Genomic DNA, 22394 nt, shown 5'->3' with positions numbered 1-22394 from the left:
GTGCCCACGAGGCGCCCCTCCCCGCGACGGCACGTACAGCCGGCCCGCACCACGGCCAGGTGGCCCAGACAACAGTGCGATAACGCAAGGCAACTGACGGGGCCTCGGCGTGGTCTGGTCCACTATGAAGATCTCTTTCCTGCTGCACAACGCCTACGGGATAGGGGGCACGATCACCACCACCTTCAACCTGGCCCAGGCACTCGCCGACCGGCACGAGGTGGAGATCGTCTCGGTGCTCCGGCATCGTGAACTCCCCAACCACACCCTGGATCCACGGGTGGCGCTGCGCCCCCTGGTGGATCTGCGGCAGGAGAAGGAACACCCCCTGCACCTGCGGCCGGCCCGTGTCTTCCCCGTCGCGGAGTACCGCTACCACCAGTACAGCGAGCTGACGGACCAGCGGATCGCCGAGGCCCTGGCCACGACCGACGCCGAGGTCGTCATCGGCACCCGCCCCGGCCTCAACGTGCACGTGGCACGGCAGGCGCCCGCACACGTCCTGCGCGTCGGGCAGGAGCACCTCACCCTCGACAACCACCCGCCCCGGCTCCGCACCACGCTGCGCCGGGCCTACCGCCGGCTCGACGTGGTCACCACCGTGACCGAGGCCGACGCGGCGGCCTACCGGCGCAAGATGCGGCTGCCCGGCGTCCGTGTGGAGGCCCTGCCCAACAGCGTGCCCGACCCGGTGCTGCCCCCCGCCGACGGCACCGCCAAGGTGATCGTCGCCGCCGGACGGCTGGTCCCCGTCAAACGCTACGACCTGCTCATCGAGGCCTTCGCCCCGGTCGCCGCCGCCCACCCGGACTGGCAGCTGCGCATCTACGGCAAGGGCGAGGAGCACACCCGGCTGCGCCGCCTCATCGAGCGGCTCGGCCTGCACAACAACGCCCTGCTGATGGGCGCCGCCGCGCCGATGGAGGCGGAGTGGGTCAAGGGCTCGATCGGCGCGACCGCCGCCAACTTCGAGCCCTTCGGCATGACCATCGTCGAGGCCATGCGCTGCGGACTGCCCGTCGTCAGCACCGACTGCCCGTACGGCCCCGCCGAGATCATCGAGGACGGCGCCGACGGACGCCTCGTGCCCGTCGGCGACCGGGACGCCCTGACCGCCGCCCTGCTGGACCTCGTCGGCGACGACGAACTGCGCCGCCGCATGGGCCGTACGGCCCTGAGCAACGCGCGCCGCTTCGGGCCCGTCCCCGTGGTCGAGCAGGCCGAGCGCCTGATCGAGGCGGCGGCGACGGCCCGCCGGACCGGCCGGCCCCCGGCGCCACCGGAACCCGCACGCCTGCGCCGGGCCCTGGCCGGCCACGGCTTCGCCGCCCGGGACGCCGCCTACGCCGCGGCCTCCGCCGCCCGGCGCACCATCCGCGGAGGACAGCGATGACCACGACGACCGAAACGGCACTCTCCACCGCGCCGCGCGCCTCCTGCACGGCCGACGCGGACGGCCGGATCACCTTCCACCTCGCCCCGCCCGACCCGGCGGCCTTCCCGTCGCCCCGGCTGCTGCTGCGGCTGCGCCCCAAGAAGGGGCAGCCCGAGACGACCCTCCGGGTGCTCACCCTCACCACCGCCGGCGACGGACGGCTGAGCGCCGTCCTCGACCCGTTGCCCGCCCTGCCCGAGGGCCGCTGGGACCTCTGTCTGCAGACCGGGCCCGAGGGGGAGCGGGTGCGTCTGCGCCCCGGCCTGCGGGACCTGCGGGCCCTCGTGGACGGGCACGTCCGGGACCGGCCGTCACCGGTGGCCGTCCGTATCCCGTACGTCACCAAGGACGGGTACCTCGCGCTGCGGACCTGGCTGCGCGACGCGCACGTGGAGGTCGCAGGCATCGACGTCACCGACCGGTCCACCACCGTCCGGGCCCGCCTGCACGGCGCCTCGCTCGACGCGGGGGCCTCGGTGCGGCTGCGGCTGCGGGGCGGGAAGGGCGTCGAGCGGACCGTGGCACCGCGCGCCGGGGCCGACGGCCTCGACCTCGCCTTCACCGTGGACCACGCGGACCTGCTTCCCGGGAGCGGGGCGGGCGACCGCGTCTGGGACGTCTTCGTCCTGGCCGGGTCCGGCGCCGGCACACCCCTGATCCGGGCCGGACGTCTGCTCGACGACGTGGCGGACCGCAAGGAAATCTTCGTCCATCCCGCCGCCACGGCCGGGGAGTTCACGGTGCGGCCCTACTACACGGTCGACAACGACCTGGCGGTCGAGGTGGTCCGGCGGACCTGAGCCGGGCGCCGGTCAGGCGGCGCTGCTGCGATGGGGCGAGCGGTGACGGCAGGTCAGGTCGTGCTCAATGCCGAGGCTGGTCCACCAGCGCTCGCAGCACGCCGCGTCGAGCTCGGCCCGCACGATGGCCTCGGCGGCGTCGCCGCCGCGCGCGGCCGGAGCGGCCGACTTCCGCAGCAGCTTGTCCTGTTCACCGATCACGGTTTCGCGCACCACAGCGATCACCGGCACCAGGCTGGCGGCGGCGAACATGCACGCCGCCCACGCGGGGCCGTACCGGATCTCCTGCACCGTGACCCAGGCGAGCCCGGCGCTCGTGGCCAGGTAGAGGACGCAGAGGAGGCGGCTGGAACAGTTCATGGGATACACCGTCCTTGGGGGAGGATCGATACCTCTTGCCCAACTGTCGGCGGGCCCATACGGACTCGGGTGATTTATCCCACCGTTACCGAAGACGCCTGCGCGGCGCTTCTTCCCCGGAAGGCGGCGCGGTACGCGTTCGGCGTGGTGCCGACCACCCGCCGGAACCGCTCGCGGAACGCGGTCGGCGACCCGAACCCGGCCTGCCGGGCGATGCGTTCGACCGGATGGTCGCTGTTCTCCAGCAGGTACTGGGCCCGCCGCACCCGCGCCCGCAGCAGCCACTGGAGCGGAGTGGTCCCGGTCTGCTCGCGGAAGCGGCGGCTGAAGGTGCGCTCGCTCATCCCGGAGCGCTCCGCCATCGCGGCCAGGGTGAGCTCCCCGGCCAGATTGTCCTCGATCCACTCCAGCACCGGTTCGAGCGCCGAGCCGCGCGGCACGGGCGGGTGCTCGTGCACGATGAACTGCGCCTGTCCGCCTTCCCGCTCGAGCGGCACGACGGACAGCCGCGCGCTGTGCGCGGCCACCGCCGAACCCAGGTCACGGCGGATCATGTGCAGACACATGTCCAGGCCCGCTGCGGCCCCGGCCGACGTGAGGACGTTGCCGTTGTCCACGTACAGCACGTCCGGCTCCACCTGAACGGCCGGGAAGCGCCGGGCCAGTTCATCGGTGGCCATCCAGTGCGTGGTGGCGCGCAGCCCGTCCAGCAGTCCCGCCTCCGCGAGGACGAAGGCGCCCGAGCACACGGAGGCGATCCGGGTGCCGGCCCGCGCCGCCTCGCGCAGGGCGGCGACGACCGCGTCCGAGGGCGGCCCGGAGTGGTCGCTGCCCGGCACCACGATCGTGTCCGCGTCGGCCAGCCCGTCCAGACCCCGGTCGATGCGCAGGGCGAAGCCCTCCGTCCGCACCTCCGGCCGCTCCGCGCACAGCCGGACCCGGTAGGGGCGGCGCCCGTCCGGCAGCCGCGCCCAGCCGAACATCTGGAAGGGCGCCGCCATGTCGAACGGCACCACGTCGTCGAGGACCAGGATCGCCACGGTGTGCATGGATGCCACCCTAGGCGGGTTCCAGCCGCCCACAGAACCCCTGGTGGCATGAGGTGGTCCTCGGTGAGGCGCAGGCGAGTCCGGTTGGCGGGAACCCGTGGGAAACTGTCGTTCACGCCACTGTGCGCGACCGGGGACGATCTCTAGCGTGGGCGGCGCCGACCACCCGCCGACACGGAGGAAATCCAGCTCCCCATGACGAAGTTCCTGCTCACCCTGCACGTCCTGGCCGCGATCGTGGCCGTCGGGCCGGTCACCGTGGCCGCCAGCATGTTCCCGCCCGCGGCGCGGCGGGTCCCCGCCGCGGACGGCGCGGTCGCGCTGGGCACGGTCCGGCTGCTGCACCGCGTCTGCCGGGTGTACGCGGCCCTCGGGGTGTCGGTCCCCGTGCTCGGTCTCGCCACCGCCCTGGCCATGGGCGTGCTCGGCAGCGGCTGGCTCATCACGTCGATCACCTTGACGGCGGCGGCCGCCGGTCTCCTCGTCGCGTTCGTCCTGCCCCGTCAGGAGGAACTGCTGGAGGAGCTGGACGCCGGGCGGGCCGTCGAGCGGCCCGCGACGGTCCGGCTCGCCATGTTCACCGGGATCTTCAATCTGCTGTGGGCGACGGTCACCGTCCTGATGATCGTCCGGCCCGGCTCCACCACGGGCGCCTGAGCCCCGGGACATAGCACCGGTCCCTCGCCCGTCCAAGCACTCTGGCAGAATTCGTACTTCAGTGTGCGTCGGCGCCTAGACTTCACAGCCGTGCCCAAAATGCACACAGGGCCACGACAGGAAAGGCGCGTTGACGGGTGTTCCAGGATTCCCCCATCTACGACCGGCTCATCGCGGAGCGCGGCGACATCCCTCTGCAGGTGCGCAGGGAGGCGGAACGCGTGAGCAGGGACCTGGAGTTCGTCCTTCAGCCGCTCCGGTCCCCGGGCCGCCCGCCGGCGCCCGCGGGCCAGGCCGCGCCGGCCCCGGCCTGGCAGCGCACCGCCCTGCCTCCGGGGCCCTCGCCGCTCTGATCCCGCCTCGTCACACCATCGTCGCGTCCGTGTCCCCGCTGGGCGCCGGCCGGCCGGGCACCGGGGTGGCCAGCCACTCGGCGATGGACCGGGCGATCGGCTGACCGGTGTCCACCTCGACGAACCCGAACTGACCGGACTGGTTGCACTCCAGGAACCACCACGTCCCGTCGGCGTCCTCGGCGAAGTCGAACGCCCCGTACGCGAGTCCGGCCCGCCGCAGGTAGGCGTGGACGCCCTCGGCGACCCGTGCCTCCACCTCTACGGGCCGCCACGGACTGTCGGACGGCGCGAACCGCACGTCCACCTCGGCGTCGGCACCGGCCGGCTTGCGGGCGGCCAGCAGCTCCCCGCCGACGGCGGTGAGCCGGATGTCGGCGCGTTTGACGACCCGCCGCTGCAGCAGGGTCGGCCCGAACGCCACCGCGGAGAAGTCCGCGTCCGGGGCCACCCTGCTCGTCGGCACCGCGCGCGGCGGGTCCTGCGGATGCGCGCCCGACACCGGCTTGACCACCAGATCCGGGTGGCGCGCGGCGAACTCCCTGGCCGCCTGCGGGAACGTCGTGATCAGCGTGGCGGGTACGGGCAGCCCGCAGCGCTGGGCGAGCCGCAGCTGCCACGGCTTGTGGCGGGCGCGGTGGGCGGCGTCCGGATGGTTCATCCAGCGCAGGTCACTGGCCCGCAGCATCCCGTAGAGGGCCTGCCCGGACTCCTCCGCGAGCCACGGTGAGGGGGCCGCGGCCCGCGCCGCCGCCGCACCCGGCCGGCGCACCCACACCGACCGCAGCCCGCTCAGGGTCACCAGCCGTCCACCGGACGACAGATGCCCGTGGAAGGTGCCGTGCGCGTACTCACCGGACAGGGCGACGTCGCCGGTCAGATCGGCGGGGTCGAACCGGACCACCGGGACACCGGCGGCGTTAAGGTGCACGACCACCATGTCCGCCGTCACGTCCTCTTCGTTGGTCAGAATCAAGACGGTCATCTTCGGCGGCCTGCGTTCAGTCGTCGAAGTGAGTCTTGGAACCCGCCGTCGATGTCGTGGTGCCCAATTCCCGCAGGAGCGCGTGATCGCTGGCGGCTATGCGCCCGTCACGCAGCACGTTCAACTGCAGACCGGAGTCGTAGACGTACACAGCGGCGATCTCCAACTCCGCTGCCGGCCGTGCATAGTTGAGCGCGAACGGTTGCATCGTCTCTCCCTCACAGGTGCTGCTCCGATCGAGCCTGGTCACCCAGCGGCGTCACGCTGCCCGACGACGCCCTTCGGTTTCCACTTACTTAAACGAATCGAACGAGTGGTTGGTTTCCTTACTTTCCGTCACCAACGGCGTCCGACGGCCCGTCCCGGGCGGACGGCGCAGGGTGCGCAGTGCCAGCAGGAGCACGCCGATGTCGTCCAGATACACGGGATCGGGCATCAGATCGGTGGGCAGCACGAAGTACAGGACGGCACCCCAGAACACCCAGCGGGGGCCGGTCGGCAGCCCGGCCCGGCGCATCACGCGCCGGGTGCGCACCAGACGCGTCAGGACCGCGACGGCCACGGCGAGCACGACGGCCGCCAGTGCCGCCGCCGCGACGATCCATGTGGTACTCGGCTCCACGGACCCTCCTCCCGGCGAGTGGCGCACGCCACACGCTCCGCAGGTCGGATTCCCCCTCGCGCCGCGCACATGGCATGACGGCGGTCACCCGGCCGCATCACGTCACCCGTCAGGACGGAAGACGCGCGATCGGGGCCGGTCACCTGCTCGGGCAGGCGTGCTAAACCGTCCAGTGCTCCACCGAGGTGCCCCCGCCCGTTGCGGTACTCCCTCCCCGGGCAACGTGCGCAGCGGCCGTACGACCGGCCGTCAGCGGTCGGCGTTCTCCCGGGGCCGTTCGACGGTGTCCTCGGGGGCGGGGGCCTGCTTGCGGACCCGCGCCGAGGCCTTGAGCCGATCGAAGGTACGGGTCAGCTGCTGGAGCGGGTTCGGGGCGGGGTCGGCGGGCGGTGCGGGCGGCAGCGCGGCCACGGCGTCCGCGGACTCCCGGAAGGCGGCAAGTGCGGCGTGCGCCTCCTCGGCGGCCTCCCGGTACAGGTCCCGTGACTTCGTCATCGCGTCGAGCGCCTCGGCGTACATCCGCACCAGCTCGCGCTCGCGCCGCAGTTCCTCCTCGACGGTGAGCAGGGTCCAGTCCTCGCGCAGCGCGGTCAGGGTGGCGTCGGCCCCGGCCGGGAGCGTGTGCGGGAGCGCTGCGTAGCGGGTGACGGCGTGGATGAGTTCGGCCGGTTCGGTGCCGTCCAGGAAGACGGTGCGGACGGTGAAGTCGTCCGGGTCGTAGCCGGACGGGGCCGGCGTCCCGGGGAGCACGACGGCGCCGCCGCGCGGCAGCTCGGGGCCGAGGTCGCGCAGGGCGTAGTTGACCACGCGCAGCTGGCTCGGGACGGCGCGGTGTTCCACGACCCGGTGCCGCAGGCCGGGCGGCAGCATGGCGGCCAGCGGGGTGCGGCCGCGCTCGTCGGTGGTCATGGCCTCGTGGACGAGGACGTGGATGCTCCCGCCGTCCCGGACGGCGTCCCGCAGCAGGCGCCGTACGGCCTTGTCGTCCGTGGGCAGGAGGTTGACGGTGCCCAGGGGGAGGCCGGTGGCGGCGTCGTGCGCCCAGGACGCGTCGTCCTCGTCGGCCCAGAACAGGGCGGCCGGCGACGGCCATCGGGGGTCCCAGGGAGCGTCGGCCTCCGCGACGAGCGTCCACGTACGGGCGTCGCCGCTGCTCTCCTCCAGCTCCAGCCGGGCGCGGACGACGACCTGGCCGGTGACCCGCCAGCGGGCCTCGAAGGCCGTCGCGTCGCTTCCGTCGGGGCCGGGCCGTTCCCGGAAGTCGTCCAGGGCGCCGCTGACGTCGTGTCGGGTCAGGGCGGTCAGCAGGTGGTCCCGCGCGGCGGGTCCTCGGTGGCGGCCGCGGGCCGACCACACGGTGGGGGGAGTCATGGGGCGGGTGCGGGAGGAGCTGGGCATGAGTCCATCTGTGGCCGGGGGCGCGTGCTCTGTCCAGTATCGTCCTCGTGCGCCCGGACCGAGGCAGCGGGGGTGCACACGGGGTGTGTGTCGTGCGCACGGACCGGTCCGCGCGCACCCGTGGTCCGGGCCGTGGGCGGTCGTCAGAATGACTCGGTGAGCGGGACCCGTCCACCATCCGCATCGGGACGGGTCCCCTCGCCGGCCCGCCGGCCGGTCACTTGTGGAACGTGATGTACCCGTTGCCGTCCCGGTCGTTCGACCCCTCGGTGTAGGAGTGCGGAGCTTGTGTGAAGATCAGGAGTGTATGGAACCACTTCGGCCGTGCTGTCCGCCGGCACTTCACCGGAACGCGAGACGCGGGAGCCTCAGTGGGGGTAGGCCCGAGGCGGCCGCTGGTGGGGGAGGCCGTCGCGGAACTCCTCGACGGCCGTGCTGATCTGGCGCATCAGGGCCGTGTCCGCCAGCCGGTCCAGGTACAGGTTGCGCCGGGCCAGGGCGGGCGCGTCGACACAGAAGTACAGCGCCATGAGCGGATTGACGAACAGTTCGCTGTCCCGGGTGCGCTCGGTGAACCGCACGTCGCCGAACTCCCCGCGCACGGCCGCGGCGACGGAGCCCTGGACGATGCTCGGCCGCTCCGGGGTGTCCCGCTGCGCGTGCTCCACCGCGTCCAGGAACAGACGCCCCTCCTCACTGGCGCGCGGCAGCGAGAACGCGCCGAGGTAGCCGCCCTCGCGGTCCAGGGCGGCGAGGTTCTCCAGCACCAGGGAGTGGCTGACCCCGTGGTAGGCGTCCACTCCGAAGCCGAGGCAGGCCACCAGCCGTTCGGCGACCTCGTCGAGCCCCGCCACGGCGGCCAGGCTGGCCATGTCCTCCTCCGGCGTGCCCAGGCCGTGCTCGTCCCCGCGCATCAGGATGTCGGTCCCGCCGTCCACCAGCACCACGGCGTCGACGCCGCCGAGGTGGTCCAGCAGGGCGCGGTAGGCGGCCCGCAGCGGCCGTACGCCGGTCAGCGGGAAGGCGTACACCGTGGCGGGCAGGTCGTGCGCGGCGAGCCACCGCGCGAGGCTGTGCTCGGGGAAGTAGCGGCCGCGCACCGCGGTGTCCGGGCGTATCGCGGCCACGTCGTCGCCGACCCAGGCGCCCGCGTCCAGCCCGTACAGGTCCGAGAAGGACAGGTTGGCGAGGTGGACCTCCTTACCGGAGGCCCGCAGCGCCAAGGCCAGCGGCAGCCCGGCGTACACGTCGAAACCGCCGCCCGCACCGGCGACGAGCACCCGCCGCGCGTCGCGCAGGCGGGTGAAGAACGGGGGTTCGAGAAGCGAGAACACCCGGGGAAGCTAACAGACGGTGATCTTCCGGGTCCCCCTGTCAGCGCGAGGAAGGGGCCGGGGCTCGCGGCCCCGGCCCCTTCCCGCCGTGCCGGCAGCCGCGCCTACGCGCCGCTCTCCCGCAGCATGTCCTCGCGCTCGACGATCTTCACGCGGGCACGGCCCTGGGGCTCGCCCAGCGCCTTCTCGGCGGCGTCGAGCTTGTACCAGCCCTCCCACGTCGTGAAGCGGACCTCGCGCTCGGCCAGGAACGCCTCGACGGCCTCCGGCTCGGGCGAACCCGGCGTCTGCAGACGGCCCCCTGCGAAGTCGTCCAGCAGGTTCGCCACGGTCTCGTTGGCATCGCCCTTGGTGTGCCCGATGAGGCCCACCGGGCCACGCCGGATCCAGCCGGTGACGTACGTGGACTGCAGGTGCTCGCCGGACTCCTGGACGACCCGGCCGCCCTGGTCGGGGACGGTGCCCGAGTCGATGTCCCACGGCAGCTTGGGGAGCTTGTCGGACAGGTAGCCGACCGCGCGGTAGACGGCGCTGACGTCCCAGTCCTTGAACTCGCCGGTGCCCTTGACGTTGCCGGTGCCGTCGAGGGCGGTGCGCTCGGTGCGCAGGCCCACGACCTTGCCGTCCTCGCCGAGGATCTCCGAGGGCGACTCGAAGAAGTGCAGGAACAGTTTGTGCGGACGGTCGCCGACGTCGCGGATCGCCCAGTTCTCCAGCGTCTTGGCGACCATGTCGGCCTGCTTGTTGCCGCGCCGCGTCTCGATCGAGCCCGCGTCGTAGTCGATGTCCTCGGGGTCGACGATGACCTCGATGTTGGGGGAGTGGTCCAGCTCCCGCAGCTCCATCGGGGAGAACTTCGCCTGCGCCGGGCCGCGGCGGCCGAACACGTGGATCTCCACGGCCTTGTTCGCCTTGAGGCCGTCGTAGACGTTCGGCGGGATCTCCGTCGGCAGCAGCTCGTCGGCCGTCTTCGCCAGGACGCGGGCCACGTCGAGCGCGACGTTGCCGACACCGAGGACGGCGACCTTCTCCGCCTCCAGCGGCCAGGTGCGCGGCACGTCCGGGTGCCCGTCGTACCAGGACACGAAGTCGGCCGCGCCGTACGAGCCGTCGAGGTCGATGCCCGGTATGCGCAGCTCGCGGTCGGCCGTGGCGCCCGTGGAGAAGATCACGGCGTCGTAGAACGCGCGCAGGTCGTCCAGGCTGATGTCGTTGGGGTAGTCGACGTTGCCGAAGAGGCGGATCTGCGGCTTGTCGAGCACCTGGTGAAGGGCGGTGACGATGCCCTTGATCCGCGGGTGGTCGGGGGCCACGCCGTAGCGGATCAGTCCGAAGGGCGCGGGCATCCGCTCGAACAGGTCGATGGACACACCGGGTTCGGCGGCCACCTCGGACTTGAGCAGCGCGTCGGCCGCGTAGATCCCGGCGGGGCCGGCTCCGACGATGGCTACCCGCAGGGGGCGGGGCATGATCAGGTTCCCTTCGAGAGGCGATAGATCGACTCGGGGGAAGCCTAAACTAAGGCAAACCTTACCCGGTATGCGGGTCCGGTCTATGAGCTCATAGATCAATTCTATGACCGGTCGCGGGCTGCGCGGGCCGCCGGGTGCGGGGGCGGCGGCCCGCTCCCCGTCAGTCGATGTGGAAGCTGTCGCCGTAGACCTTCCAGTCCAGGGGGGTCCTCAGGTCGAGGTTGCCCGCGCGCAGGAAGACGCGTTGGGCGGTGTCCACCCTGCTGGTGTCGCTGTGGGCCTCCTCCTGCTTCATCGCCCAGACCCGCGCGTCCAGGAAGGCGTCCAGGTAGGCGGTCTCGTCGCCGCCCTCGGCGGGCGGGCGGGCCCGGTCCAGGGCGCGGCGGCGGATGCTGCGGAAACTGGTGGGGTCGCTGCCGTCGCCGTGCATGACGATGGCGTCGTAGTAGGCGAACTGGCCGAGCGCGCGCAGCCCGTCCGCCTTGCCCTGGCGGACGGCCGGGTCGAAGTACACGCGGTCGCGCTCGTCGTTCTGCGCCTGCTTGAACGCCTGGTCCTCGGCGGCCCGCGCCCAGTCCCGCGGGTAGTTCGGGTCGAGCCCGTCGTGCGAGTCGGTGCCGTCCACGCGGCGCAGGGCCGGCAGGTAGGGGGCCAGGACGTTGCCGGGGCGGCGGGCCGCGTACAGCTCGACCAGGTCGAGCATGTCGCCCGTGCCGGAGCAGAAGCCGATGATGCCGGCGGTGTAGCCGCGGCCGTCGCCGATGTCCTCGATGTAGCGGTACTGCGCCTTCCAGTCGAGCGAGGAGTTCTCCGCGCTCGACACCAGCCGCATGGCGATCTCCTTCTTCGCCGGGTCGTCGAGTCCGGCCGCCGCGTGGTGGGCGGAGGCGGCCGGGGGGTTCAGGAGCGGGACGGACGCGAGGGCCGCGCCGAACGCGGTCAGCAGGGTGCGTCGGGACAGGGGTGTGGGGTGCTTCACGGCGACTCCGAATCGTGTGGGGGGAGGGAGGCTGGGCCGTACGTGCACTGATAGGAAGGTTTACTATCAGACCTCGGGCATGCCGAACAGCGGGCGCGGCAAAGGTTCGTACCTATGCACAAAGACGCCGTAGCGGCGGCGGAGCCGCAGTCGGCTACGGCAGGGGCTGCGCCGCCCAGATCACCTTGCCCGCCGGCAGGTACCGCGTGCCCCAGCGCTCCGCCAGCTGGGCGACCAGGAACAGGCCACGGCCGCCCTCGTCCGTCATCGCCGCGTACCGCAGATGCGGCGAGGTGCTGCTGCTGTCGAAGACCTCGCAGATCAGACTGCGGTCACGCAGCATCCGCACCCGGATCGGCTCCCCGCCGTACCGGATCGCGTTGGTCACCAGCTCGCTGAGGATCAGCTCCGTCGCGAACGTCAGCTCGCCCAGCCCCCACTCCTCCAGGGCCCGGGTCACCGCCGCCCGCACCCGTGCCACGGCCGCCGGGTCCGACGGCACGTCCCACTCGGCGACCCGGTCCGCGCCGAGCTCGCGCGTACGGGCCACGATCAGCGCGATGTCGTCGTTCTGGCGGTCCGCCAGCCGCGCCTCCAGCACCGCCCGGCAGGTCTCCTCGGGGGTCCGCCCGGCACCCGCCAGCGCCTCCCGCAGCAGTTCGAGGCCCTCGTCGATGTCGTGCTCGCGGTCCTCCACCAGCCCGTCGGTGTACAGCACGAGCCGGCTGTCCGGCGCGAGTTCCAGCTCCGCCGTCTCGAACGGCAGCCCGCCCAGACCCAGCGGCGGTCCCGTCGGCACGTCCGGGAACTCCACCGAGCCGTCCGGACGGACCACGGCCGGCGGCGGATGCCCGGCCCGGGCGATCGTGCACCGCCGGGACACCGGGTCGTAGACCGCGTACAGGCAGGTCGCGCCGGTCACCGGGGCGGTGTCGTCGTCCTCCGCCTCGTCCTGGTCGATCCGGGCCACCAGCTCGTCCAGCAGCCCGAGCAGTTCGTCGGGCGGCAGGTCCAGGGCCGAGAAGTTGTGCACCGCCGTGCGCAGCCGGCCCATCGTGGCCGCCGCGTGCAGACCGTGCCCGACGACGTCCCCGACCACGAGCGCGACGCGCGCCCCGGACAGCGGCAGCACGTCGAACCAGTCGCCGCCCACACCCGCCTGCGCCGGCAGATAGCGGTAGGCGACGTCCAGCGCGCTCTGCTCCGGCAGCCGGCGCGGCAGCAGGCTGCGCTGGAGCGTGACCGCCATGCCGTGCTCACGCGTGTACCGGCGGGCGTTGTCGATGGACACGGCGGCCCGGGCGACCAGCTCCTCGGCGAGCGCCAGCTCCTCCGCGTCGAACGGCCCGGACTTGCGCGACCGCCAGAAGCTGACCACGCCCAGCACCAGCGACCCCGCCCGCAGCGGCACCGTGACCAGCGAGTGGATGCCGAACTCCATCACCTGCACCGAGCGTTCCATGTCCTGCGCGCGCCAGCCCGGCGCCTCGTCCAGCCGCGGCTCCACCACGGCCTGCGCGTTCTTCAGCGCCCGGGCCTGCGGCGAGGACTCCACGAACCGGATCTGCCGGCCCACCGGGTACAGCGGCGCGTCGTCCCGTACCCCGCTGAGCGCGCATCGCCGTACCAGGGTCATGGCCTCCGGCTGCCCGCCGTCCAGCACCGCGTCGAACAGGTCGACCGTCGCGTAGTCCGCGAACCGGGGCACGGCCAGCTCCGCCAGTTCCTCCGCGGTCCGGGTGACGTCCAGACTTGTGCCGATGCCGACCCCGGCGTCGTACAGCATGTCCAGGCGCTCGCGGGCCTCCTCCGCCCGGCCCGACAGAGCCCGCAGCTCCGTCGAGTCCCGGACGGTCGCCACACTGCCGGAGGGGCGGCCGCGCAGATGCGTGGGCCGCTGGTTGACCGCCAGCAGGCGGTCCCTGACCAGGTGCACCTCGTCCGTGGCCGTCCGCCCCGAGTGCAGCAGCTCGGCGGTCTCCGGGGCGAGGCCCAGGTCGAGGACCCGGCGCCCCTGCGCGTCCTCGGGCAGGTCGAGCAGCCGGTGCGCCTCGTCGTTGGCGAGCAGCAGCCGGCCCTCGCCGCCGACGATGACGACGCCCTCGCGCACCGCGTGCAGCACGGCGTCGTGGTGCTCGTACATGCGGGTCATCTCGTCCGGCCCCAGACCGTGCGTCTGCCGCAGCAGCCGCCGGCTGACCAGCGCCGTGCCCGCCGTGGACAGCAGCAGCGCCGCGGCGGCCGCGCTCAGCACCAGCGGCAGCTGCCGGTCGGCGGTGCCGCCCACGGTGTCCGTGGTGATCCCCGCCGACACCAGCCCGACCACCCGGCCGGCCGGGTCCTCGACGGGCACCACCGCCTGCACGAGGGGGCCGATCGTCCCGGTGATCTCCTCGACGACGACGCCACCGGCCTGCGCCGGCTCCAGCGTGCCGACGAACGTCTTGCCGATGCGGTCCGGCTTGGGGTGCGTGTAGCGCAGTCCGTCGGTGTTCATGACGACGATGAAGTCCACGCCCGTCGCCTTGCGGGCCGCCTCGGCCCGCGGCTGCAGCACGGCGGTGGGATCGGGATCGTCCAGCGCCTGCCGGGTGCCCGGCGCGTTCGCGAACGCCTCGGCGACCGCCACCGAGCGGTTGCGGGCCTCCTGCGTGCTGTCGTACCGCACCTGCAGCACCAGCGCGACGACCGCGGCGACGACCAGCAGCAGCACGATCACGACCTGCAGGACGAACACCTGACCGGCCAGACTGCGCCCGCCGACCGTCGAGCGCGCCGCGGAGAACCACCCCTGCCGCTCCACCGCCGGGGCGGGCCCGCGTCCGGACGCGACAGCGGTGCGGCCGGGCGCCGTACGGACGCGCCGACCGTCGGGACGACGGGCCGACCGGGCCCCCGAGCGACCCCCTAGTCGGACCATGTGCCATGTCTACACTGCCGCGCCCCCGGAGGCGAGACCCCCCTACATCGGCCGCAGCGGCGTGGAACGCCGGGTCGCGAGCAGCAGGGCGATGTCGTCGGGACGGTCCGCCATGTGCCGGGCCGCCGCCGTGAGCCGGTCGGCCATGGACGACAGCGAGCGGCCGCCCGGACGTCCGCCCGGCGCGCCGGCCCGGGCCAGCGCCACCCGCAGCGCGCTGATCCCCACGTCGATGTCGGTACCGGGCCGCTCCACGAGCCCGTCGGTGTACAGCGCGAGCACCGCCCCCGGCTCGACGCGCAGCTCGGTCACCGGGTACCGGGCCTGCGGATCCACGCCCAGGACCACCCCGCCGGGCAGGTCGAGCACCTGCGTACGGCCGTCGGGACCGCGCAGCAGCGGCCGCGGATGGCCGGCCACCGCCGCGTGCGCCCGCCCGGTCGCCGGGTCGAGCCGGATGTAGCAGCAGCTGGCGAACAGCCCGGCGTCGAGGTCGATGAGCAGGTGGTTGGTGCCGCTCATGACCTCGTCGGGCGGCCGGTCGCCGAGCGCGAAGGCGCGGACGGCGCTGCGCAGCTGGCCCATCGTCGCGGCCGCCTGCACGCCGTGCCCCTGCACGTCGCCGATGACCAGCGCCATTCCGTCCCCGGCGGCCACGACGTCGTACCAGTCGCCGCCCACCTCCATGCCCTGGGTGCCGGGCAGATAGCGGCCGGTCGTCTCCACCAGCGGGTGCTGCGACAGCCGCCGGGGCAGCAGGGCCTGCTGCAGGCCCCGGGCGAGGGCCGCCTCGCTCTCGTAGCGCTGCGCCTTCTCCATGGCGTGCGCGATCAGCCCGGCCAGGGCGGTCAGGACGGTGCGTTCCTCGTTGCTGAAACTGCGCGGCCGGTCGAAGCCCAGGATGCAGGAGCCGACCGGGCGCCCGGAGGCGATCAGCGGCAGGAACGCGCGGGCGCCCTCCCGCGCGTCCATGGCGATCCCCGGATAGGCGTCGGCGAGCTGCTGCATCGAGTCGAAGAAGAGAGGACGCCCGCTGGTCAGCGTCTCCACGCCGGGCAGCCGCTCGTCCATCCCGACCCCCTCGAACGGCGCGAGGAACCCCTTGGGGAAGCCGGTCTCCCACGCCAGGTACAGATGCCGCTCCTGCAGCAGGTAGATGGCCAGCCGGTTGCCGCCGAACGCGGGCAGCAGTTCCCGCATCACCACGGCGGACACCTGCCGGGCGGTGACGGCCTCGGTCAGGGCGATGGCGAGGATGATCGGGCGGTACAGCGGGGAGAGGGAACCGGTCTCGGGTGGCTGGGGGCCGGCCGGTGCGTCCGGGGGACCCGACGGGGCGTCCGCGACCCGATGCCCGAGCCGGACCGTGCAGGTCAGGAAGTCGGCGCCGGGATAGACGGACAGGGCGAGCCAGTCGCCCGAGAACGGGTGCGGGGGACGCTCGCGCCCCTGTCCGGACGGTCTTCGGACATGGAAGTGCACCGGGTCCGGGGACAGCAGCGCACCGCGCAGATGGTCCTCCAGGGTCGGCTGGTTCAGCCAGGGCACGCCCTCCCACAGCGTGCGCCCCAGCAGCTCGGTGCGCGGTCGGCGCAGCAGCCGCGCCGCGTGCGGGTTGGCGTAGACGACGTGCCCGAGCCGGTCCAGGCACAGCACACCGTCCGGCAGCAGGTCGGCGGCCGCGCCCGCCACCGAGTCCGGCCCCGGGTCGAGGACGACGCCCCGGACCGCCGGCGGCACGGTGGAGCCCGACACGTCCGTGTGCGGACCCCACACCTCGACCAGCCGGGGCCCGCCCTGCGGGGCACGGACGTACAGCGGCAGCGCGGGCGACCGCCCTCCGGCGGCCTCGCGCAGCACCGCCAGGACCCGCTCGGCGTCGGCGGGGGCGACGGCCGCCGCGAACGACTCGACGGTGACCGGCTCGTCCTCGGGCGCCACGCCCAGCACGCCGTTCAGCCACGCGTCCGCCGTGACCTCACCGGTCTCCGGCCGCCAGCCGAAGCGCCCGACGTGCCCGGAGGGCTGACGGCTCGCCGGCGGGCGCACGCACAGCGGGCCGCCGTCCCAGGCGACCGTGTCCGAGACCTGGCCGTCCAGCGTCTCCAGCGCCGCACCCAGCTCCTCGGCCAGCCGTCCCAGGCGTTCACGCACCGGCATCAGTTCCGTGGCGTCCGTCGTCGAGGGCCGCAGCACCGTCAGGACGCCGAAGACCGTCGACGACCCGGTCACCGGCAGGGACAGGGAGCCGAACTGGAACGGCAGGGCAGCCGCGAACTGGGGGTAGCGCCGCATCGTCTCGGTCGCGTTCGGCAGGGCCACCTCGACGCCGAGCCGGAAGGAGTCGGCCACCGGGAAGGGCCGGTCGGCGTGCACCCGCCACCACGGCCGGAACAGGGGACCCGGCAGCCCCTCCAGTACGGCGAGGCGCAGCAGCCCGGGCGTGCGGGACCGCAGATAGACCCCGGCCGCATGGCCGCCGGACGCGCTGATCGCTCGTGCCGTGACGTCGATCAGCAGTGCCGCCAGCCTGCCGGACCTCCGCTCTGCGCTCTCGGCGCTCCCAGTCATCGGTCCTACCTCGTCCGTACGCATCGCGCGTGCGACACAGCAAGAATGCGCCAGGACGCACCGCGTCCGCACCTGGGCGGCAGCGCCGGGCCACGGCGGCCGTATGGATCGCGAGACGTCACATGCGCGGGGCGAGTACCCGGAGCGGGCGCGGCCAAGCGCCCCGGCCACGATCCGGCCGCCGGTCCGGCCGGTCCGCCGGTCCGGCCGGTCCGCCGGTCCGTCGTTTCGTCCGCCCGGCCGCTCCGCGGGTCTCGGGCCTCGCGCGTGACGCGCCAGCCGGCCGGGCACATCAGCGGAAGGGGGGACCGACGGCGGGGGAGCGGCCGCGCCCGCCGTCGGCCGTACGCCGTATGCGCGCCGGCACCCACGCGACCGGGCACCGGCCGCCACCGGAGCGGCCCCCCGCCCGTTGTCGGTGCGACACCCGGCCCCGCCACCGGGCCCCGGCGGCATCACGGTGGCGGCCCCGCACAGCCAGGAGACGACGATGGAGTACTACGACCTCGGCACCCACACCCGTCCCGTGACGACGTCCTCCGCACAGGCCCAGCTGTGGTTCGACCGCGGCCTGAACTGGACGTACGCCTTCCACCACGAGGAGGCCGTCGCCTGCTTCGAGGCCGCCGCCGAGGCCGACCCCGACTGCGCCATGGCGTACTGGGGGATCGCCTACGCTCTCGGCCCGAACTACAACAAGCCCTGGGAGGCCTTCGACGACAAGGATCTCGCCGGCACCGTCGAGCGCACCCACGCCGCCGTGGAACGCGCCCACGAGAAGGCCGCGACGGCCACACCGGTCGAACAGGCCCTGATCTCCGCGCTGCGCGCCCGCTACCCGCAGAGCCGGGCCGTGCCGGACTGCTCCGTCTGGAACGCCCCCTACGCCGACCGGATGCGCGCCGTCCACGAACTCGCCCCCGACGACCTGGACGTCGCCACGCTCTACGCCGACGCCCTGATGAACCTCACGCCCTGGCAGCTGTGGGACCTCAGGACGGGTGAGCCGGCCGAGGGCGCGCGCACTTCGGAGGCCAGGGAGGTCCTGGAGCGGGCGCTCGCCGACCCGCGGGGCCGCGACCACCCCGGCCTGGTGCACATGTACATCCACCTCATGGAGATGTCCCCGACACCCGAGCTGGCCCTGACCGTCGCCGACCGGCTGCGCGACCTGGTGCCCGACGCCGGGCACCTGCTGCACATGCCCTCCCATCTGGAGGTGCTGTGCGGCGACTACCGGCGCGTGGTCTCGGACAACACGGCGGCGATCGCGGCCGACGAGAAGTACCGCGCGCGGGCGGGATCGATGAACTTCTACACCCTGTACCGCTCGCACAACTACCACTTCAAGATCTACGGGGCGCTGTTCCTCGGGCAGAGCGAGGTGGCGCTGGACACCGTGGCACGGCTCGAGGCGTCCGTCCCCGAGGATCTGCTGAGGGTGCAGAGCCCGCCGATGGCCGACTGGCTCGAGGGCTTCCTCGCCATGCGCGTCCACGCCCTGATCCGCTTCGGCCGCTGGGACGACATCCTCGCCCTGCCGCTGCCCGCCGACCCCGAGCTGTACTGCGTCACCACGGCGATGACCCACTACGCGCGCGGTGTCGCCCTCTCCTCGACGCACCGCGTACGGGAGGCGGAGGAGGAGCGGAGGCTCTTCCACGAGGCGGTCGCCCGGGTGCCCGGCACCCGCATGCTCTTCAACAACACCTGCGCCGACATCCTCGAGATCGCCGGGGCGATGCTCGACGGCGAGCTGGAGTACCGCAAGGGCGCGTACGACGCCGCGTTCGCCGCGCTGGAACGCTCCATCGAACTGGACGACAACCTGCCCTACGACGAACCCTGGGGCTGGATGCAGCCCACCCGGCACGCCTACGGCGCCCTCCTCCTCGAACAGGGCCGGGTCGCCGAGGCCGAGGCGGTCTACCGGGCCGACCTGGGCCTCGACGACACGCTGCCGCGCCCGTGCCGGCACCCGAACAACGTCTGGTCCCTGCACGGCCTGCACGAGTGCCTGGTGCGCCTCGGCCGGACCGGTGAGGCGCACATGGTGGCCCGGCAGCTGCGGCTCGCCGCCGCCCTCGCCGACGTCCCTGTGGAGGCGTCCTGCTACTGCCGGCTCGAGAAGGGAGACGCGGGCGGCGCGGACGCCTGCTGCTCCGGGTGAGCGGGCTCCGTCGTACAACCCTTCGGTCCTCTCGGACGTCTTGGCTGTGAACCCGCGTTCCCCCGCGGTTCACCCCTCCGTAACCGAGTTCGATCAGAGGACCTCATGTTCACCACCGCCCTCGGGCTTCGTGTGCGCCGCAGGACCGCCGGCGCGGCGGGTGCCGTCGCCCTGCTGGCCGTGTGCGCGGCACCCGCCGCCGCGGACGACCCCGCCCCCGCCCCCGGACTGGTCCTGGAGAAGATCGCCCCGGTCGACGGGGTGCGGCCGGGCGGCACGTTCACGGTGCCCGGCCGCTTCTGGTACACGGGTACCGAGGCGCTCGACAAGGTGTGGATGACGTACACCGTCAGCCATGGACTGTCCCTGAGCGACGTGCCCTCCAACTGCCGTGCCTTCAAGACCTGGGGCTACGACGAGATCCCGACCGGCGCCATGGCGCTGTGCGAGTTCGATCAGCAGGTGAAGCCCGGTGTCGCCTACGCACCCGAGGGCGGCCTGAAGATCGGCGCCATGGACCGGGCGCTGTACGAGCGCCTCGACGTCTCCGTCACCGACTACGAGGCCTACCCCGGGGACGAGGCCACCTCTGGCCCCGTGCCGGGGACGGGCCCGGCCCTGAAGCTCGTCGAGCAGCCGGACGTGCCGGCGCAGGAGCCCGGTACGCCCGTCGCGGAGGACGCGCACTTCCGGCGGACGTCCGTGACGGCGGCGAACACCGCGGACTTCCAGGCCCTGGACCAGGCGATGAAGGGCCGGGTCGGGGACACCGTCGACCTCAAGGTCGGGTTCAGGAACGCCGGTCCCGCCTGGGTGCAGGTGTACCGGGACGGTGTCCCGCTCGCCGAGGTCGAGGTCGAGCTGCCCGCCGGCACCACGGCGACGAAGCATCCGAACTGCGAGAAGGTGTCCGCCCGGACCTACCGGTGCCCCTTCGACCTGGTCTGGGCCGACGAGGACGAGCAGTACGCGCGGACCTTCAAGGTGCGGATCGACAAGGCCGTCGACGGTGCCAAGGGCTCGGTGGCCCTGGTCGGCAAACTCGGCGACTGGGACACCGAGCACGGCAACGACAAGGCGCCCATCACCCTCCAGGTGACCGGGGGCGGCTCCACCGGCGGCGGCTCGTCGTCCGGTGGCGGCTCCTCCTCGGGTGGCGGCAGCGGCTCCACCGGCGGCTCCTCGTCCACCGGCGGGTCCGGCACGGGCGGCACCGGCGGCGGCTCCTCCACCGGCGGTTCGGCGACCGGCGGAGCGGACACCGGCGTCTCGGGGGACCTGGCCAGTACCGGTTCCAGCTCGGCCCTGCCGATCGCCGGTGCCGCTGCCGCCGCGGTGGGCGCCGGCGCGGCCGCCGTCCTGGTGGTGCGCCGCCGGCGTGCCTCGCGCGGCTGAACCGCCGTACGGGCGGGCCGGGTTCAGGGGAACTCGGCCCGCGCGGGCGTGTCGTCGAGGAAACCGCCCGACTGGTGCTGCCAGAGCCGCGCGTAGGTGCCGTCCATCGTGATCAGCTCGTCGTGGGAGCCCTGTTCGACGATCCGCCCGCGATCGAGGACGACCAGCCGGTCCATGCCGGCGACCGTGCTCAGCCGGTGGGCCACCACGAGCGCGGTGCGCCCCTCCATGAGCCGCCACAGCGCCTCCTGGACGAGGAGCTCGCTCTCCGAGTCCAGGGCGCTGGTCGCCTCGTCGAGCAGCAGGATCGGCGCGTCCCGCAGGATCGCGCGGGCCAGGGCGACCCGCTGGCGCTGACCGCCGGACAGCTTGATCCCGCGCTCGCCGACCATGGTGTCGAAGCCGTGCGGCAGCGCGTCGGCGAACTCGGTGACGTGCGCCGCCTCGGCCGCGCGGCGGATCTCCGCGTCGCTCGCGCCGGGCCGGGCGAAGGCGATGTTGTCGCGCAGACTGCGGTGGAACATCGCCGGGTCCTGGGGCACGTAGGCCATCAGGTCCCGCAGGTCGGCCTGGCGCATCCGGCCGATGTCCAGGCCGCCGACGAGGATGCGGCCGCTGTCGACGTCCGTCATCCGCAGCAGCAGCCGGGTGAGCGTGGTCTTGCCGCCTCCCGACCGGCCCACCAGGCCGACCCGGGACCCCGCGGGCACCTCCAGGTCGAGTCCGTCGAACAGCGGGCGGCCGCCGCGGTGGGCGAAGGCGACCTTCTCGAAGCGGACGTCCAGGGCGCCCGTCGGCGCCGGTTCCGGCGCGGGCGGGTCGAGCACGGTCGCGGGGGTCAGCAGCAGCTCCGTGAACTGGGCCGCCTCCGTCATGGAGTTCTCCAGCCGGCGGTAGATCTGGTTGAACTCGAACATGATCCGCGTGGCGTTGCTGTAGTAGGTGAACGCGACCACCACCGCCTCCACGCCGTGTCCGCCGCCGCCCAGCGTCACCGCGAGCAGCAGACCCAGCGCGTTGGTCAGGACCGACATCGGCGCGACCAGGGTGTCGATGCGCAGATTGCCGTAGTCCCAGGAGCGCAGCGTCAGCCGGCGGGACGTCGCCACGCGGGAGCGGTGCTCGGCGGCCTCACGCTCCTCGGCGGCGAACGCGCGCACGGTGTCCATGTTCATGAGGCTGTCGGCGACATGGCCGGCCACCCGCGCGATCGCCTCCTCGCGCTGGTCGACGAGGGCCTGGCGGCGCCGGATGAGCGGCACCACACAGACCGCCGTCACCGAGATCATCACCAGCAGGCCGACGACGAGCAGCGGTTCGTACCGCCACAGCACCACGACCCCGAAGAGCAGCGGCACGAGGCTGCCCATGATCTGGAACGTCAGCGTGTCGACGAACTGCTCGAAGCGGGTCGCGAAGCTCAGCACCCGCTTGGTGAGCGAGCCGGCGAAGTTGTCGTGGAAGAACGCGGCGTCCCGGGCGAGCAGTTCGTCCATCCCGAGCACGTACAGCTGCTCGATGCCGAGGGCGTCCAGCCGGTTCAGGCAGTGCAGGGCGATGCGCCACAGCGTCTCGGCGAGCAGCAGGACGGCGACGAAGCCGAGGACGTACGGAAGGGTCGAGGAGAGGGTGACCTGCCCGCCGCCGGCGATGTCGCCGACGAGCTTGGCCACGATGAGCGGAGCGATGTAGTTGATGCCGATGTTGCCGAGAGAGGTCAGCAGCATCGCCGGGGCCGTCAGCCACTTGAGGCGGACGAGCACCCGTCCGTAGTGGCGAAGTGCGAGCAGAACCGAGCGTTTGGCCGGCAGGGTCCTGCGGGTCTCAGGCGTTCCCATCCCACCCCTGTACGGTTCGGGCGACTACGTGGAGTCACGGCGTGAGTACGGCAGTG

The 22394-nt window shown here is 73.2% G+C and carries 18 protein-coding genes; 6 read left to right on the top strand and 12 right to left on the bottom strand.

Features of this window, described 5'->3' with window-relative positions; translation table 11 throughout:
• Window positions 1-124 precede the first annotated feature (124 nt).
• Both ADL34_RS11465 and ADL34_RS11460 read left to right on the top strand, forming a co-directional pair.
• A complete protein-coding gene (locus ADL34_RS11465; RefSeq protein ID WP_062672225.1) occupies window positions 125-1393 on the top strand; it encodes a glycosyltransferase family 4 protein in 1269 nt (422 codons plus the stop codon).
• Complete coding sequence (locus ADL34_RS11460) at window positions 1390-2235, top strand: hypothetical protein (RefSeq protein WP_062672227.1); 846 nt, start codon at window positions 1390-1392, stop codon at window positions 2233-2235. Before ADL34_RS11465 ends, ADL34_RS11460 begins: the two co-directional genes overlap by 4 nt.
• A gap of 12 nt (window positions 2236-2247) precedes the next feature.
• Here ADL34_RS11460 and ADL34_RS11455 read toward each other — a convergent pair whose 3' ends face one another.
• Together ADL34_RS11455 and ADL34_RS11450 are read right to left on the bottom strand one after the other, a co-directional pair.
• Window positions 2248-2595 (bottom strand): hypothetical protein, encoded by a 348-nt coding sequence (locus ADL34_RS11455; protein WP_062672229.1) that lies wholly within the window; start codon window positions 2593-2595, stop codon window positions 2248-2250.
• Window positions 2596-2669: 74 nt separating this feature from the next.
• Complete coding sequence (locus ADL34_RS11450) at window positions 2670-3644, bottom strand: GlxA family transcriptional regulator (protein ID WP_062672231.1); 975 nt, start codon at window positions 3642-3644, stop codon at window positions 2670-2672.
• Between the two features lie 195 nt (window positions 3645-3839).
• Between ADL34_RS11450 and ADL34_RS11445 the strand changes: the two genes are divergently transcribed.
• Window positions 3840-4301 (top strand): DUF2269 family protein, encoded by a 462-nt coding sequence (locus tag ADL34_RS11445; RefSeq protein ID WP_062672233.1) that lies wholly within the window; start codon window positions 3840-3842, stop codon window positions 4299-4301.
• A gap of 137 nt (window positions 4302-4438) precedes the next feature.
• A complete protein-coding gene (locus ADL34_RS11440) occupies window positions 4439-4654 on the top strand; it encodes a hypothetical protein (protein ID WP_062672235.1) in 216 nt (71 codons plus the stop codon).
• A 10-nt stretch (window positions 4655-4664) separates the two neighbouring features.
• On the opposite strand, the gene tgmB is transcribed toward ADL34_RS11440, so the two are convergent.
• The 9 genes from tgmB to ADL34_RS11395 form a co-directional block, all read right to left on the bottom strand.
• Complete coding sequence (tgmB, locus tag ADL34_RS11435) at window positions 4665-5639, bottom strand: ATP-grasp ribosomal peptide maturase (protein WP_062672237.1); 975 nt, start codon at window positions 5637-5639, stop codon at window positions 4665-4667.
• A gap of 16 nt (window positions 5640-5655) precedes the next feature.
• Entirely contained in the window at window positions 5656-5847 is a 192-nt protein-coding gene (tgmA, locus tag ADL34_RS11430) for a putative ATP-grasp-modified RiPP (RefSeq protein WP_062672239.1), read from the bottom strand.
• An 84-nt stretch (window positions 5848-5931) separates the two neighbouring features.
• The gene (locus ADL34_RS11425; protein WP_062672241.1) at window positions 5932-6261 is read right to left on the bottom strand and encodes a YkvA family protein; all 330 of its coding nucleotides are present in this window, start codon (window positions 6259-6261) and stop codon (window positions 5932-5934) included.
• Window positions 6262-6510: 249 nt separating this feature from the next.
• Window positions 6511-7659: a hypothetical protein gene (locus tag ADL34_RS11420; RefSeq protein WP_062672243.1), complete on the bottom strand. Its 1149-nt coding sequence runs from the start codon at window positions 7657-7659 to the stop codon at window positions 6511-6513.
• Window positions 7660-8027: 368 nt separating this feature from the next.
• Window positions 8028-8993, bottom strand: coding sequence for a DUF1152 domain-containing protein (locus tag ADL34_RS11415; RefSeq protein ID WP_062672245.1), 966 nt, complete (start codon window positions 8991-8993; stop codon window positions 8028-8030).
• Window positions 8994-9097: 104 nt separating this feature from the next.
• Window positions 9098-10462, bottom strand: coding sequence for an FAD-dependent oxidoreductase (locus tag ADL34_RS11410; protein ID WP_062672252.1), 1365 nt, complete (start codon window positions 10460-10462; stop codon window positions 9098-9100).
• A gap of 163 nt (window positions 10463-10625) precedes the next feature.
• Entirely contained in the window at window positions 10626-11444 is an 819-nt protein-coding gene (locus ADL34_RS11405; RefSeq protein WP_062672254.1) for a chitosanase, read from the bottom strand.
• Between the two features lie 154 nt (window positions 11445-11598).
• Window positions 11599-14364, bottom strand: a complete 2766-nt coding sequence (locus ADL34_RS11400; RefSeq protein WP_062672256.1) for a SpoIIE family protein phosphatase — start codon at window positions 14362-14364, stop codon at window positions 11599-11601.
• 42 nt (window positions 14365-14406) lie between these two features.
• Window positions 14407-16935 (bottom strand): SpoIIE family protein phosphatase, encoded by a 2529-nt coding sequence (locus ADL34_RS11395; RefSeq protein WP_062672258.1) that lies wholly within the window; start codon window positions 16933-16935, stop codon window positions 14407-14409.
• 490 nt (window positions 16936-17425) lie between these two features.
• Here ADL34_RS11395 and ADL34_RS11390 point away from each other — a divergent pair, with 490 nt between their 5' ends.
• Window positions 17426-19105 carry a hypothetical protein gene (locus ADL34_RS11390; protein WP_062672260.1) on the top strand — a complete coding sequence of 560 codons (1680 nt, stop codon included), beginning with the start codon at window positions 17426-17428 and terminating at the stop codon, window positions 19103-19105.
• Between the two features lie 105 nt (window positions 19106-19210).
• On the top strand, window positions 19211-20500 hold the full coding sequence (locus tag ADL34_RS11385) for a hypothetical protein (RefSeq protein WP_062672262.1): 1290 nt from the start codon (window positions 19211-19213) through the stop codon (window positions 20498-20500).
• A 23-nt stretch (window positions 20501-20523) separates the two neighbouring features.
• Here ADL34_RS11385 and ADL34_RS11380 read toward each other — a convergent pair whose 3' ends face one another.
• Window positions 20524-22338 carry an ABC transporter ATP-binding protein gene (locus ADL34_RS11380; RefSeq protein ID WP_079034380.1) on the bottom strand — a complete coding sequence of 605 codons (1815 nt, stop codon included), beginning with the start codon at window positions 22336-22338 and terminating at the stop codon, window positions 20524-20526.
• Between the last annotated feature and the right edge of the window lie 56 nt (window positions 22339-22394).

Origin of the sequence: Streptomyces sp. NRRL WC-3605 (assembly GCF_001509795.1) — a bacterium.
Taxonomy (GTDB): domain Bacteria; phylum Actinomycetota; class Actinomycetes; order Streptomycetales; family Streptomycetaceae; genus Streptomyces; species Streptomyces viridochromogenes.
Note: the sequence above shows the minus strand (reverse complement) of the source record. Positions and strands in the feature narration are given on the sequence as shown.